The organism is Kitasatospora sp. NPDC094028 (assembly GCF_049543595.1).
Lineage (GTDB): Bacteria > Actinomycetota > Actinomycetes > Streptomycetales > Streptomycetaceae > Kitasatospora.
On the sequence record NZ_JBMVFA010000039.1, the window covers coordinates 24,689 to 39,155 of the forward strand.

General features: G+C 71.3%; 11 protein-coding genes. 4 read left to right on the plus strand and 7 right to left on the minus strand.

Annotation, left to right across the window (positions count from 1 at the left end; genetic code table 11):
* Positions 1-4: 4 nt before the first annotated feature.
* The 7 genes from ACPC54_RS36035 to ACPC54_RS36065 all read right to left on the minus strand — a co-directional run bounded on the left by ACPC54_RS36035 (position 5) and on the right by ACPC54_RS36065 (position 9,158).
* Complete coding sequence (locus ACPC54_RS36035; protein ID WP_498970871.1) at positions 5-2,425, minus strand: hypothetical protein; 2,421 nt, start codon at positions 2,423-2,425, stop codon at positions 5-7.
* Positions 2,426-2,527: 102 nt separating this feature from the next.
* Positions 2,528-3,538, minus strand: a complete 1,011-nt coding sequence (locus ACPC54_RS36040; protein WP_498970873.1) for a glycosyltransferase family 2 protein — start codon at positions 3,536-3,538, stop codon at positions 2,528-2,530.
* Positions 3,539-3,821: 283 nt separating this feature from the next.
* Positions 3,822-5,015 (minus strand): elongation factor Tu, encoded by a 1,194-nt coding sequence (gene tuf, locus ACPC54_RS36045; RefSeq protein WP_359820291.1) that lies wholly within the window; start codon positions 5,013-5,015, stop codon positions 3,822-3,824.
* Between the two features lie 194 nt (positions 5,016-5,209).
* A complete protein-coding gene (gene fusA, locus ACPC54_RS36050) occupies positions 5,210-7,315 on the minus strand; it encodes an elongation factor G (protein ID WP_498970875.1) in 2,106 nt (701 codons plus the stop codon).
* A gap of 39 nt (positions 7,316-7,354) precedes the next feature.
* Entirely contained in the window at positions 7,355-7,825 is a 471-nt protein-coding gene (rpsG, locus tag ACPC54_RS36055; RefSeq protein WP_030055803.1) for a 30S ribosomal protein S7, read from the minus strand.
* 2 nt (positions 7,826-7,827) lie between these two features.
* On the minus strand, positions 7,828-8,199 hold the full coding sequence (rpsL, locus tag ACPC54_RS36060) for a 30S ribosomal protein S12 (protein ID WP_014144289.1): 372 nt from the start codon (positions 8,197-8,199) through the stop codon (positions 7,828-7,830).
* 401 nt (positions 8,200-8,600) lie between these two features.
* The gene (locus tag ACPC54_RS36065) at positions 8,601-9,158 is read right to left on the minus strand and encodes a DUF1707 and DUF4190 domain-containing protein (RefSeq protein ID WP_498970878.1); all 558 of its coding nucleotides are present in this window, start codon (positions 9,156-9,158) and stop codon (positions 8,601-8,603) included.
* A 273-nt stretch (positions 9,159-9,431) separates the two neighbouring features.
* Here ACPC54_RS36065 and ACPC54_RS36070 point away from each other — a divergent pair, with 273 nt between their 5' ends.
* From ACPC54_RS36070 to ACPC54_RS36085, 4 genes are all read left to right on the plus strand, one after another.
* Positions 9,432-10,238, plus strand: a complete 807-nt coding sequence (locus ACPC54_RS36070) for an ABC transporter ATP-binding protein (protein ID WP_498970880.1) — start codon at positions 9,432-9,434, stop codon at positions 10,236-10,238.
* On the plus strand, positions 10,235-11,854 hold the full coding sequence (locus ACPC54_RS36075; RefSeq protein ID WP_498970882.1) for a transporter: 1,620 nt from the start codon (positions 10,235-10,237) through the stop codon (positions 11,852-11,854). The genes ACPC54_RS36070 and ACPC54_RS36075 overlap by 4 nt, the downstream gene beginning before the upstream one ends.
* A gap of 147 nt (positions 11,855-12,001) precedes the next feature.
* Positions 12,002-13,294, plus strand: a complete 1,293-nt coding sequence (locus tag ACPC54_RS36080) for a DUF2786 domain-containing protein (RefSeq protein ID WP_498970884.1) — start codon at positions 12,002-12,004, stop codon at positions 13,292-13,294.
* 56 nt (positions 13,295-13,350) lie between these two features.
* Entirely contained in the window at positions 13,351-14,463 is a 1,113-nt protein-coding gene (locus tag ACPC54_RS36085; RefSeq protein WP_498970886.1) for an ADP-ribosylglycohydrolase family protein, read from the plus strand.
* Positions 14,464-14,467: the final 4 nt, after the last annotated feature.

Here is a 14,467-nt window from a genome sequence, read left to right on the forward strand (position 1 = left end):
GTGGTCAGGACAGCTCGTACACGGCCACCCGGCCGTTGTCGAACACCTTCGGGGCGAGCTTCGCCAGCAGCGGCGACTCCGTGCCCGCCTTGCGCTGGACCACCAGGTAGCGGACGTGGTGGTCGTCGTGCAGCCGGCGCAGGACGTCGGCGGTCGGGTGGTAGAAGGCGTCCTCGTTGAGCTTGAGCAGCCCCTCGTCCCAGAACGGCGCGGTGGTCGCCGCGGCGCCGGCGGCCGTCGCCATCAGGCGCGGCGCGTACGCCCAGCCCTCGATCAGGACGGACCGCTCCGAGTAGGCCCCCAGCCAGTGCGAGCGGTAGTTGCCGCAGGCCGGGCCGTTCTTGTAGTCCTCGAACTCCCAGCAGTGGCTGTTGGTGGCCAGGACGTCCTTCGGGTCGCTGTGCGCCCGCACCCAGCGGGCGCCGTCGATCTGCGACTTCGGCAGGATCCAGGAGCCCTCCCAGACCACGTGCCGGGCCTGCAGGACGTCCAGCCCGAGGCCGGGCAGGCCGATCGCCAGGGTGGCGGTCAGCAGCACCACGCCGCCGCGCCGCCGCAGCGCCGGCACCGCCCGGGCCACGGCCCACCACAGCACCCCGCAGACGGCGGCGATCGCGGCCAGCACGCTGGCGGCGAGCAGCGCGGGCAGCAGCGGGTCGTACGAGTGCCAGGCCTGCTCGTGGCCGAACAGCTCGACCGCCCACGTCGCCCAGTCCGCGGCGTGCCGGTAGATCAGGTACGTCAGGCCGCCCGCGAGCGCGAGCGCGCCGGCCAGCAGCGCGGCCACGGCCCGGCGCGGCAGCGCGGCCCGCTCGACGGCCTCGCAGTAGCCCCAGGCCGACAGCAGGGCGCCGAACGGCAGGCCGGCGATGGTGAAGTAGCTGGAGTTGAAGCCGTTCACGGCCAGGTAGGCGGCCGGCCCGGCGACCGCGCCGCCGAGCAGGAACCACTGCACCGGCTCCAGCCGGAACCGCCGGTGCCACATCAGCGGCAGCGCGCCGACCACCTTCAGCTGGTGGTTCAGCAGGAAGGCGCCCAGGGTCGCGGCGACCACCACGGCCTGCACCGCCGCCGTCCGGCTGTGCTGCGGATCGGCCCAGTACTGCTGGACGTTGCCGAACGGTATGACCTCCAGGCCGTAGCTCTCGAAGTCGAAGATGACGGCCGTCGCGAACAGCTGTGCGGCGCCGATCACCGCCCCGAGGCCGACGATCGGCCAGGGGATGCGCCGGGTGCCGATCAGCACCATCAGCCCGGCGAAGGCCAGGCCGGCCAGGGTCACCGGCAGCGAACTCGCCTTGGCGGCGCTGGAGGCGAGCGCGAAGAAGGCGGTGAGCACGAACGCGCCGCGGCCCAGCGCCGGAGCGCGCCCGTCGTCCGCGGGCCCGCCGTCCGCCCGGCCGCGCCGCAGCACGTCGCCGACCACGCCGATCAGGGCGATCAGCAGCGGCTGGCTGTAGGTCAGCGAGAGGCTGACGAAGGACATCAGCCGGACGGCGGGTGCGCCGAAGGTCCAGCTGCTGACGTTGTTCGGGTAGGTCGCGGTGAACTCGCCGACCGCGAAGACCAGCACCGCCGCGACCGGAGCGGCCCAGGCCCGGCCGCTCAGCCGCTGGGCGACCACCGCCGTCACCAGGATGCCCAGCGCGGCCAGCGCCGGGACCATCAGCCGCATCTCGATCACGGTCAGGTCGATGTGGCCGACCAGGTCGCCCATCGCCATGTGGACGAAGGTGAACCAGTGGTAGTGCAGCGGCTCCCCCGCCGCCTGCGGCAGGGTGGGCGGGAAGTCGTGCTTGGCGTTGCCCGCGAGCGACAGCAGGTACGGCAGGTCCCCGTACTGCCGGGTGGTGTCACTGTCCGGCAGGATCGGGAAGCGGGAGAGGAAGACCTCGTAGTAGTACAGCGAGGTCAGCGCGACGACGCCGGCCACCGACCAGGACCAGCCCGCCGACTGGCGCCGGTAGCCGCGCGGCCGCCAGTGCCGGCGCAGCCCGGGCACCGCCACGAACGGCACGACCACCAGCAGCGGCCAGGCGATCGCCGCCTTCTGCAGGCCGAGCGGCATCAGCACCGCCCACGCCGCCAGCTCCAGCACCAGGCCGGTGGCGGCGCCGAGCGCCAGGTCCTCGATCAGCGTGTACGGCCGGCGCCGCAGCGCCCGGAACACCAGGGTGCCGGGCAGCAGCACGCCCCAGGCCGCGTAGAAGGTGTAGCGGGCGATGTCGCCGGGCTGGGTGTCCGCGGCCAGCAGCAGGGCGACCAGCAGCAGGTAGGCGGCAGCGGCCGGGGCGAAACGCAGCAGCCGGCGGAGCACCGGTTCCCCGGGCCCGCCGGCCGTCACCGCCGTGGCGCGGGCCGGCGCGTCCCGCAGGCGCACGTCTCCCGGCTCCGGCGAGGTCCCGGTACTGTCGGTGCTCCCCATGCTGTCCATTCCGTTGTCCTGGCCCCTCGGGCCGGTGGCGCCGTGAGACGGCCGACGTCCGCGGCCGGGGCGGTGGGCCCCGGCCGCGGACGGCGGTGGTGCTCAGCCCGCGTAGGTGGCGGTCCGGCGGCTCGTGCGGTTGTTGTCCTCGGCCGAGTCGTAGCCGACGAAGTAGGCCGGGCGGGCCTGGGACGCCGAGTAGATCCGGCCGACGTACTCGCCCAACAGGCCCATGCAGATCAGCTGGACGGCACCGAGGAAGAGCATCCCGATGAACAGCGAGGACCAGCCGGGCACGGTCTTGCCGAGCGCGTACTCGACCGTGGTGTAGATCCCCAGCGCGAAGCAGAGCAGGAAGCTCAGCACGCCCAGCCAGGTCGCCAGCCGCAGCGGGGCGGCGGAGAAGTTGGTGATGCTGTCGACGGCCAGCCGGAGCATCTTCGACAGCGGGTAGTGGGTGCTGCCGGCCACGCGCTCCTCGCGCACGTAGACGACCTCGCCGCTGGGGAAGCCCAGCCACGGCACCAGCAGGCGGTAGACCGGCTGGTGCTCGGGCAGCGCCTTCAGCGCCTCGACGGCGGCCCGGCTCAGCAGGCGGAAGTCGCCGGCCTGGTTGGGCATCTTCTTGCCGACGAGCTTGCGCATCAGCCAGTAGTAGGCACCGGCCGTGCGCCGCTTGAAGACGGTGTCGGTGCCGCGGTCGCCGCGGACGCCGTAGACGATGTCGAGGTTCTGCTCGCGGGCGAGCGAGAGCATCTCGGGGATCTTCTCCGGCGGGTCCTGCAGGTCGGCGTCGATCGAGACGACGTAGTCGCCGAAGGCCCGGTGGATGCCGGCGGTCAGCGCGGCCTGGTGCCCGGAGTTGCGGGCGAAACGGACGATCCGGAACTCCGGCCAGTCCTGGTGGATCTTCTGCATGAGCGCCGGGGTCGCGTCCGTGCTGCCGTCGTCGATGCCGACGACCTCGTAGCTGATGCCGAGGTCGTCGAGGATCGGACGCAGCCGCTCGACGGTCAGGGGCAGCGCCTCCTGCTCGTTGTAGATCGGCATGACGACCGACAACAGCGGCGCGGGCCCCCCGGCCAGACCGTTCTCGGATGCTGCGTTGAACATCGTGCTTGCCTGTCCCCATGTATCGAGTGCGATCGAGAAGGTGCTCCGCCGGGAGAACGCACCGACCGGAGCCTCTCCCAGCGCCCCGGAAATCGTGGACGACAACGAGGGAGAGCCCAATGAGCGGCCAGGATAGCAGTCGGTTCTGGACAAACATTCAACAGGCCGTTACCGGAATCGAACGGAATCACCATGTCCGGACACACCGAAGGGCCCCGCACACCCGGAGGTGTGCGGGGCCCTTCGGCTCAGCCTGTGCGAGGCAGGCAGGTCAGAGCATCAATTACTTGATGATCTTGGTGACCTGGCCGGCGCCGACGGTGCGGCCACCCTCACGGATGGCGAACTTCAGGCCCTCCTCCATGGCGATCGGCTGGATCAGCGCGACCGTCATGGCGGTGTTGTCGCCCGGCATGACCATCTCGGTGCCCTCGGGGAGGGTCACGACGCCGGTCACGTCCGTGGTACGGAAGTAGAACTGCGGGCGGTAGTTGTTGAAGAACGGGGTGTGGCGGCCACCCTCGTCCTTCGACAGGATGTAGGCCTGGGCCTCGAAGTCGGTGTGCGGGGTAACCGAACCCGGCTTGATGATGACCTGGCCGCGCTCGACGTCCTCGCGCTTGATGCCACGGAGCAGCAGACCGACGTTCTCACCGGCCTGGCCCTCGTCGAGCAGCTTGCGGAACATCTCGATGCCGGTGACCGTGGTGGTGGTCTTGGTCTCCTTGATGCCGATGATGTCGACAGTCTCGTTGACCTTGAGGATGCCACGCTCGATGCGGCCGGTGACGACGGTGCCACGACCGGTGATCGTGAAGACGTCCTCGATCGGCATCAGGAACGGCTGGTCCACGGCGCGAGCCGGGGTCGGGATGCTCTCGTCGACGGCCTTCATCAGGCCGAGGAGCTTCTGGCCCCACTCGGCGTCGCCCTCGAGGGCCTTCAGCGCGGAGACGCGGACGACCGGCAGGTCGTCGCCCGGGAACTCGTACTCGGAGAGCAGCTCGCGGACCTCGAGCTCGACGAGCTCCAGGATCTCCTCGTCGTCCACCATGTCGGCCTTGTTCAGGGCGACGACGATGTACGGAACGCCGACCTGGCGGGCCAGGAGGACGTGCTCCTTGGTCTGCGGCATCGGGCCGTCGGTGGCGGCGACCACCAGGATGGCGCCGTCCATCTGGGCGGCACCGGTGATCATGTTCTTGATGTAGTCAGCGTGACCCGGGCAGTCGACGTGCGCGTAGTGACGGTCCTCGGTCTGGTACTCGACGTGCGCGATCGAGATGGTGATACCGCGCTGACGCTCCTCCGGGGCCTTGTCGATCTGGTCGAACGGCGTGAAGGGGTTCAGGTCCGGGTACGCGTCGTGCAGCACCTTGGTGATGGCCGCGGTCAGCGTGGTCTTGCCGTGGTCGATGTGACCGATGGTGCCGATGTTGACGTGGGGCTTCGTCCGCTCGAACTTCGCCTTGGCCACTGAGTCCTCCTGAGGACAGTTCCTGTACGCCGTGCTGACGTCAGTTGGTCTTTGATCGGGCTTGGTCCGGGTGCCGGAAGCACCTCGTACCGTCCCATGGGTGGGGGCCGGAGGCCCTGGGAGAATCCGTCCGGATCCTCCCAGGTCGCCTCCTAATAGCCTAAAGGGTCGGAATCATCCCGAAAGTCGGGACGTCACTCGCCCTTGGACTTGGCGATGATCTCCTCAGCCACGGCCTTGGGGACCTCGGCGTACGAGTCGAACTGCATCGAGTAGCTCGCGCGACCAGAGGTCTTGCTGCGCAGGTCACCGACGTAGCCGAACATCTCGGAGAGGGGCACCAGCGCCGTGACGACGCGGGCACCGTGGCGCTCGTCCATGGACCGGATCTGGCCACGACGAGAGTTGATGTCACCGATCACGTCGCCCATGTAGTCCTCGGGCGTGGTGACCTCGACGGCCATCATCGGCTCAAGAAGGACCGGCTTGGCCTTCCTGGCGCCTTCCTTGAAGGCCATCGAACCGGCGATCTTGAACGCGAGCTCGGAGGAGTCGACGTCGTGCGACTGACCGTCGAGCAGGCTCACGCGGACACCCTGCAGCGGGTAGCCGGCGAGAACACCGAACTCCATGGCCTCCTGGCAACCGGCGTCGACCGACGGGATGTACTCGCGCGGAACGCGGCCACCGGTGACCTTGTTGACGAACTCGTAGCCCTCGGCCTGCTCGAGCGGCTCGATCGCGATCTGCACCTTGGCGAACTGACCGGAACCACCGGTCTGCTTCTTGTGGGTGTAGTCGATGCGCTCGACGGCCTGACGGATCGTCTCGCGGTACGCGACCTGCGGCTTGCCGACGTTGGCCTCGACCTTGAACTCACGCTTCATACGGTCGACCAGCACCTCGAGGTGCAGCTCGCCCATACCCGCGATGATGGTCTGGCCGGTCTCCTCGTCCGTGTTGACCTGGAAGGACGGGTCCTCCTCGGCGAGACGCTGGATGGCGACACCCAGCTTCTCCTGGTCACCCTTGGACTTGGGCTCGATCGCGACGCGGATGACCGGGGCCGGGAAGTCCATGGACTCCAGGATGACCGGGTTCTTCTCGTCGGACAGCGTCTCACCGGTGGTGGTCTGCTTCAGGCCCATGACGGCGACGATGTCGCCGGCGCCCACCGACTCGATCTCCTCACGCTTGTTCGCGTGCATGCGGTAGATCTTGCCGATGCGCTCCTTCTTGCCCTTGACGGCGTTCAGCACCGAGGTGCCGGACTCCAGGCGGCCGGAGTAGATCCGGACGAAGGTGAGCTTGCCCAGGTGCGGGTCGGACATGATCTTGAACGCCAGCGCGGACAGCGGCTCGTCGTCCGACGCCTTGCGGGAGATCTTGGTCTCCGGGTCGTTCGGCTTCGTGCCCTCGATGGACTCGATGTCCAGCGGCGACGGCAGGTACTTGACGACCGCGTCGAGCAGGGGCTGAACGCCCTTGTTCTTGAAGGCGGTACCACAGAAGATCGGGGTGAAGTCCGAGTTCAGGGTGCCCTTGCGGATCGCGTCCTGCAGCAGCTCGACCGGGATCTCGGCCTCTTCGAGGGCGAGCTCCATGATCTCGTCGCTGACGTTGGAGACGGTGTCGATCAGCTGGGTGCGGTACTCCGCGGCCTGCTCCTGCAGCTCGGCCGGGATGTCGACGATGTCGTACATCTCGCCCTTGGCGGCCTCGGCCGACCAGACCAGCGCCTTCATGCGGACCAGGTCGACAACGCCCTGGAAGTCCGCCTCGGCACCGATCGGGAGCTGCATCACCAGCGGGGTGGCGCCGAGGCGCTCCACGATGGTGTCGACGCAGAAGAAGAAGTTCGCGCCCGTGCGGTCCAGCTTGTTGATGAAGCAGATGCGCGGGACGCCGTAGCGGTCAGCCTGCCGCCACACGGTCTCGGACTGGGGCTCGACACCGGCGACACCGTCGAACACCGTCACGGCGCCGTCGAGGACGCGCAGCGAACGCTCCACCTCGACGGTGAAGTCGACGTGACCCGGGGTGTCGATGATGTTGATGGTGTTGTCGACGCCGTCGACGGTCCAGTGACAGGTCGTCGCGGCCGACGTGATCGTGATGCCGCGCTCCTGCTCCTGCTCCATCCAGTCCATGGTGGCAGCGCCATCGTGGACCTCACCGATCTTGTACGACACACCGGTGTAGAACAGGATCCGCTCGGTGGTGGTGGTCTTGCCCGCGTCGATGTGCGCCATGATCCCGATGTTGCGGACCTTGGCGAGGTCAAGGGAGGTTGCAGCCATGGTGGCTCGTTCTCTCTCTGTCTAGTGACGGGGTACGGACTACCAGCGGTAGTGCGCGAAGGCCTTGTTGGACTCGGCCATCTTGTGGGTGTCCTCGCGACGCTTCACGGAAGCGCCCAGGCCGTTGCTGGCGTCGAGGATCTCGTTCATCAGGCGCTCGGTCATGGTCTTCTCGCGACGGGCGCGGGAGTAGCCGACCATCCAGCGCAGCGCCAGGGTGCTGGCGCGGCCGGGGCGGACCTCGACCGGGACCTGGTAGGTCGCGCCACCGACACGGCGGGACTTGACCTCGAGGGCCGGCTTGACGTTCTCCAGCGCACGCTTCAGCGTGACGACCGGGTCCGAGCCGGTCTTCTCACGGACGCCCTCGAGGGCGCCGTAGACGATCCGCTCGGCGGTGGAGCGCTTGCCGTGCAGCAGGATCTTGTTGACCAGCTGGGTGACGACCGGGGAGCCGTAGACCGGGTCGATGATGACCGGGCGCTTCGGGGCGGGGCCCTTACGAGGCATTCTTACTTCTCCTTCTTGGCGCCGTAGCGGCTGCGAGCCTGCTTGCGGTTCTTGACACCCTGGGTGTCGAGCGAACCGCGGATGATCTTGTAGCGGACACCAGGAAGGTCCTTCACACGACCACCGCGAACCAGCACGATGGAGTGCTCCTGCAGGTTGTGGCCCTCGCCCGGGATGTAAGCGGTGACCTCGATCCCGCTGGTGAGGCGCACACGGGCGACCTTGCGGAGAGCCGAGTTCGGCTTCTTCGGGGTGGTCGTGTACACACGCGTGCAGACCCCACGGCGCTGCGGGGAGCCCTTCAGCGCGGGAGTCTTGTTCTTCTCGACCTTGTCCTGCCGGCCCTTTCGGACCAGCTGCTGGATCGTAGGCACCGTTTCTCCGTTTTCTGTGTGCCAAGGCTTGGTGGAACTAACCTGTGGTGATCCCTCGCACTCGGCCCCGTGGTCGACCCACGCGGTCGGGTGTGTTGGGTTTTTTCCGGCACGGAATCCCATGAGCTGATGTACAGCGACGGCGCTCAACGCGCGGAGCGCTGGAGGGCGCTCCGGCTCGGCGCGGCGACCGGTGTGCATGCACGCACAAGGACCCGGGGACACCCCAGGCACAAGGTCAGAGCGTACCTAGCGCATGGGGCGCGGTCAAAACAAATGCAACGCCGCAGGTCGTGACGCCCGGCCGGATGTCGTGGGGGTGTCCCGCACACGACCTGCCGGTGTCGGGCCACCCTTCATCCGCTCTACCACAGCAGGGTGCCGCCCGCCACCCGGGCCGGTCACCGGGGCGACGGCCCGCCGCCCGCGGCGACCGCGACGACGAACAGCAGGAACCCGAGGACCCAGAACACCAGGCCGACGTACCCGATGACCAGCCCGGCGACGGCCGCCCAGTCCCCGTCCAGGTTCCGCCGGCGGATCTGCTGCCGGGCGATGTGGCCGGTGACCACCGCGACCGGCGAGAAGCCGGTCAGGCTCAGCACGAAGGAGGCCACCGCCAGCCCGCTGGTGGGGCCGGGCGGCGGCGGGGGCGGCGGCAGGAAGGTCGCCGGGACGGCGGGCTGCGGCAGCGGCGCGCCTGGCACCGGGCCGGCGGGCAGGTCGGTCACCAGCACGGCCAGCTGGCCGTAGGTGAGGGCGGCGGCGGCCGCCTCGTGGCGCTGCTCGTACTCCTGGGCGGAGAGCCGGCCCTCGGCGAAGGCGGCCTTCAGCACGTCGATCGTGCGGTCCCGGTCCGCGTGCCCGGCGCGCATCCCGGCCTGGCCGCCGGCCTGCGGAACGGGTCCCCAGCCGGCGTGCGGCCGTGCGCCCGGATCTCCCCACGGTTGAACGGACATCCGCCACCTCCCGGCACCGCCTCGCGCTCACGCACGCACTGGCTCTCATAGTGCAGGACGAACGACGCGCCTGAGTAGTTGCCAATTCGACCCATCGGCCCGGCAGATCGGGCCCCGGGGGGCGGCAACGAGAACCCGGTTGGCGGACACGCTCAGGGAATACTCAACTCTGATCACTTCCCGGCCGCCCAGTGCCAGGCTGGGTCGGGAACGATCCATCGTCGACGGGGCCCGTCGACGCACCGTCAACAAGCACCAGTAGAGAAGGCCGCCATGCAGGCGTCAGCGCCGCAGTCGTCGAACCCGCCCGGGCCGGGCAGCCCGTCCGCCGTCAGCATCCAGGGGCTGTGGAAGCACTTCGGCAGCCAGGCCGCCGTCGCCGGGCTGAGCCTGGAGCTGCCGGCCGGCGCCTTCATCGGGCTGGTCGGCCCCAACGGCGCCGGCAAGACCACCACCCTGTCCATGGTCACCGGCCTGCTGCGGCCCGACCAGGGCACCGTGCTGATCCACGGCACCGACGTCTGGGCCGACCCGGTCACCGTCAAGGCCCGGATCGGCATCCTGCCCGAGGGCCTGCGGATGTTCGAACGCCTCAGCGGGCGCGAGCTGCTCCAGTACCTCGGCCGGCTGCGCGGCCTGCCCGGCGCCGAGGTGGACCGCCGGGCCGAGGAGCTGCTGGCCGTCCTGGACCTCGGACGGGACGCCGACAAGCTGGTCGCCGACTACTCCACCGGCATGCGCAAGAAGATCGGCCTGGCCGCCGCCCTGCTGCACAACCCCGACGTGCTGTTCCTGGACGAGCCCTTCGAGGGCGTCGACCCGGTCTCCGCGCAGACCATCCGCGGCGTGCTCAAGCGGTACGCGGCGGCCGGATCCACGGTCGTCTTCTCCAGCCACGTCATGGAGCTCGTCGAACAGCTCTGCGACTGGGTCGCCGTGGTCGACGCCGGCCGGGTCATCGCCCAGGGCCCGCTGGACGCCGTCCGCGGCGGGCGCAGCCTGCACGAGGCCTTCCTCGGCCTGATCGGCGTGCGCGAGGACGACGGCCAGGCCCTCGGCTGGCTCGGGGGCGGGCGATGACCGCTCCCGCCGTCCCGGACGGGCGCACGGTCGTCCGCGGCCTGGTCGCGCTCAAGCTCGCGCTGCTGCGGGGCGGGCTGCGGCGCAGCCCCGGCCGGACCGCCCTGTACGTCGTCGGCGGCGTCCTCGGGGTGCTCCTCGCCTCCGGCGTCGCCCTCGCGATGGCCATGATGAACGGGAAGTTCGAAGGCTCCGGGGACGCCGGCGTGATGCTGCTCGGCGTCCTCACCCTGGGCTGGATCGCGCTGCCGCTGTTCCTGTTCTCCAGCGACGAGAGCGCCGACCCGACCCGGCTCACTATGCTGCCGCTGCGGCCCGGCCCGCTGCTGCGCGGCTCGCTGCTGGCCGCCCTGATCGGGCCCGGGCCGGTGGTCAACCTGGTGCTGGTCACCGGCGCGGCGCTGTCCGGCGCCACCGGCGCCGCCTCGGCCGCGGCCGCGCTGATCGGCGTGCCGCTGACGCTGCTCTGCCTGGTCGTGCTCTCCCGCGCGGTCGCCGCCGGGAACGCCCGGATGCTCTCCAGCCGGCGCGGCAAGGACTTCGCGATCTTCGGCGGGCTCCTCTTCGCCCTGCTCGTCCAGGCCGCCAACGTCGGCTCGCAGAGCATCTTCGGCCGCCCCGGCCCCGACCACGACCTCGACCTCAGCCCGCTGGAGCCGATCGCCTCCGTGCTGCGCTGGATCCCGCCGATCAGCGCCACCGACGCCACCCGCACCGCGGGCGAGGGCCGGTACGGGCTCGCGCTGCTGCAGCTCGCCGCGACCGCGGCCCTGCTCGCCCTGCTGCTGCGCTGGTGGCGCCGCAGCCTGCAGGAGCTGATGGTCACCGCCGACTCCTCCACCCTGGACGTGGCGCGCGGGGTGCAGGGCTCGGGCGTCTGGCGCTTCCTGCCCGAGGGCCGGGTCGGCGCCGTGATGCAGCGCCACCTGCGGTACGCCTGGCGCGAGCCACGGGCCAAGGCCGCGGTCTTCACCAGCATCGGCATGACGCTGGTGCTGTGCGTGATGTCGGTGGTGCAGGGCTGGGCCAGCGTCTACCTGCTGTCGATGACCGGGGTGTTCCTCGGGCTCCAGATGCTCAACCTGTTCGGCATGGACGGCTCGGCGTTCTGGATGGTCGCCGCCGGCCTGCGCGACCGGGCCGACGCCCGGGACGAGCTGCGCGGCCGGGCGTACGCGGTGCTGTCGTACGCCGTCCCGGTCACCGTGCTGCTCGGGCTGGTGCTCGCGGCCGTCACCGGCGACTGGGCCGGGCTGCCGTCCGCGATCGGCCTGGCCCTGGGGCTGCTCGGCTGCGGCGTCGCGCTCGGCGCGGTGTTCAGCGTGATCGCGCCGTACACCATGCCGGCCGACAGCAACCCGATGCGCAACGCCGCCCCCGGGCAGGGCGGGCTGATCCTGCTCAACCAGTTCGGCTCGATGCTCGGCGTCGCGGTGCTCGCCCTGCCGGTCGGCGGCTACCTCGGCTGGGCGCTGCTCTCGGACGGGCCGAGCTGGCCGGTGCTGCTGCTCGGGCCGGCCTACGGCGCGCTGGTCGCCGTGCTCGGCATCCGGGTGGCGGCCGACCTGCTGCTGGAGCGCCTGCCGGAGATCCTGGCCAAGGCCATCGAGCGCTGAACCGCCCCGCTCCCCCGAGCGCCCGGCCCCGCGGTGGGGCCGGGCGCTTCGCCGTCCGGCCCGTGGTCTCCGGGCGGGAGTCTCCGGGCGGGCCTCCGGCATCATGGGCGGGAGGGCCGGAACCGTCGAGGAGAGCAGGGACACACCGTGGGCAAGCGCGCGCAGCAGGGCGGGGACGCCGGGGCGCTGCTGGAGCAGGCGGTGCGGTCCGTCCTCACCGCGTCGGACGGCACGCTGGACCTGGCGCTGGACACCGGGGCATCGCTGCTGGCCGCCTCGGCCGGGCAGTGGTCGGCGGTCAGCCGGGCACTGCTCGGGTACGCGGACACCGCCGTGGGCCGCTGCTGGTCCGCCGGGTGGCGCCCGGCCGACCTGGTGCGGGTGGTGCGGCGCGAGCTCAAGCCCGTGCACCTGGCGCTCGCCGTGGACCTGATCGCCGCCGAGAACCGCCGGCACCCGGCGGCGGGCCCGGACCGGCGCTGGCGGGAGCAGTTGCGCGAGCTGGAGGCCGAGGTGTGGTGGCCGGGCGACGAGCAGTTCCTCGGCGCCTTCGCGCACCGGCACCGGCTGGACCGCTTCGCGCTCGCCACCGCCGCCCTGGAGCTGCTGCGCAGCTGGGGCCGGCTGCCTCCGATCGCCCCGGTCGGTCCGGTGCCGGGTCAGGACGGCCGGAGCGCGCGGTCCGTACCGGCCGAGCGGCCCGCCGGCCCGGTGACCGGCGAGCCGCGGATGCTGGCCCGGATCCGGGCGCTGCTGGCGAAGGCCGAGTCCACCGAGTACCCGGAGGAGGCCGAGGCGCTGACCGCCAAGGCGCAGCAGCTGATGGCCCAGCACAGCATCGACGAGGCTCTGCTGGCGGCGGCCGGCGCCGACCGGGACACCCCGGCGGCGGTGCGGATCGGCGTGGACAACCCGTACGAGGGCCCGAAGACGATGCTGCTGGACGCGGTGGCGGCGGCGAACCGCTGCCGGGTGGTGTGGGCGAAGGAGTTCGGCTTCTGCACCGTGATCGGCTTCGACGGCGACCTGGACGGCGTCGAGCTGCTGTACACCTCGCTGCTGGTGCAGGCCACCCACGCGCTCAACAAGGCGGGCTCCGGCAAGGATTCGCGCAGCAAGGCGTTCCGGCAGTCGTTCCTGGTCGCGTACGCGGCGCGGATCCGCGAGCGGCTGACCGCCGCCACCGAGCGGGCCACCAGCGACGCGGCGGCCGGGCGGCACCTGCGCGAGGACGGCACCGAGGAGCAGCTGCTGCCGGACGCCCGGCTGCTGCCCGCGCTCGCGGCGCGCTCGGCGGCGGTGGACGACGAGGTCGGCCGGCTGTTCCCGAAGCTGGTCTCGCAGCGGGTGCGGGTCAGTGACGGCGAGGGCTGGGCGGCCGGGCGGGCGGCCGCGGACCGCGCCGCGCTGCACGGACGTGCCGGGGAGATCCGCGCGTAGGGCCCGGCCCCGAACCTGGTAGAACGTACACCGCCACGAACGAAGGGGGATTCGACGTGACGGAGCCGACGGCGGAGTCGGGGTACCGGGACCGGGTGCGCGGGGCGCTGCTCGGCGGAGCGATCGGCGACGCGCTGGGCTGGCCGGTGGAGTTCCAGCAACTGCACCAGATCCAGGACCGGTTCGGGCCGGACGGGGTGACGGCGCTGCCCGCCGGGCCCGGCCCGGTGGAGGTCACCGACGACACCCAGATGACGCTGTTCACCGCCGAGGGCCTGATCCGCGGGTTCGTCCGCGGCTGGACGGGCGGCGGCGGCTCGGTGCCGGAGGCCGTCCACGGCGCCTACCGGCGCTGGCTGCAGACGCAGTACCAGCCGAAGCCGGACGCCGAGCCGCAGCAGCGCCCGTACGACGGCTGGCTGCTGCGGCAGCCGTTCCTGTACGCGCGGCGGGCGCCGGGCAACGCGTGCCTGAGCGGGGTGTCGGAGCACCCGGTGTTCGAGGCGCCGTCCGCGATCGGCCGGCCGGGGCCGATCAACCCGGGGTCCAAGGGCTGCGGCACGGTGATGCGCTCGGCGCCGTTCGGGCTGGCCCGGCTCGGGGTCGAGCAGTCCTTCGGACTGGCGGTGCAGTGCGCCCAGTTGACCCACGGGCATCCGACCGGCTACCTCGCGGCGGGTGCCTTCGCGGCGCTGGTCGAGCGGCTGGCGCAGGGCACCGAGCCGTGGGCGGCGGTCGGCGAGACGGTGGACCAGATCCGGGAGCTGCCGAGCTCGAAGGAGACCGTCCAGGCGCTGGCCCGGGCGGTGCGGATCGCCCAGGAGTCCGAGCCCGTGGCGGAGGCGGTGGAGCGGGTCGGGCTGGGCTGGATCGCCGAGGAGTGCCTGGCGATCGCGGTGTACTCGCTGCTGGCGGCCACCCTCGACCCCGACCCGGTGCGCACCGCGCTGCTGCTGTCGGTGAACCACTCCGGGGACAGCGACTCCACCGGCGCGGTCTGCGGCAACCTGGTCGGGGCCGCGTACGGCGCCTCGGCGCTGCCCGCCGAGTGGGCCGGGGCGGTCGAGGGCCGGGCCGAGCTGCTGACGGTCGCGGACGACCTGCTGGTGCTGTTCGGCAGCCGCGACCCGCGGCACCCGGCGCTCGGCGGGCGCTACCCGGCCTGGTGAACTC

What these genes read in the sequence shown, in the direction of transcription:
- fusA (WP_498970875.1), bottom strand. Translation starts at nt 7,315, where the DNA reads ATGGCTGCAACCTCCCTTGACCTCGCCAAGGTCCGCAACATCGGGATC.
- ACPC54_RS36035 (WP_498970871.1), bottom strand. Translation starts at nt 2,425, where the DNA reads ATGGGGAGCACCGACAGTACCGGGACCTCGCCGGAGCCGGGAGACGTG.
- ACPC54_RS36065 (WP_498970878.1), bottom strand. Translation starts at nt 9,158, where the DNA reads ATGTCCGTTCAACCGTGGGGAGATCCGGGCGCACGGCCGCACGCCGGC.
- ACPC54_RS36075 (WP_498970882.1), top strand. Translation starts at nt 10,235, where the DNA reads ATGACCGCTCCCGCCGTCCCGGACGGGCGCACGGTCGTCCGCGGCCTG.
- ACPC54_RS36070 (WP_498970880.1), top strand. Translation starts at nt 9,432, where the DNA reads ATGCAGGCGTCAGCGCCGCAGTCGTCGAACCCGCCCGGGCCGGGCAGC.
- ACPC54_RS36040 (WP_498970873.1), bottom strand. Translation starts at nt 3,538, where the DNA reads ATGTTCAACGCAGCATCCGAGAACGGTCTGGCCGGGGGGCCCGCGCCG.
- rpsG (WP_030055803.1), bottom strand. Translation starts at nt 7,825, where the DNA reads ATGCCTCGTAAGGGCCCCGCCCCGAAGCGCCCGGTCATCATCGACCCG.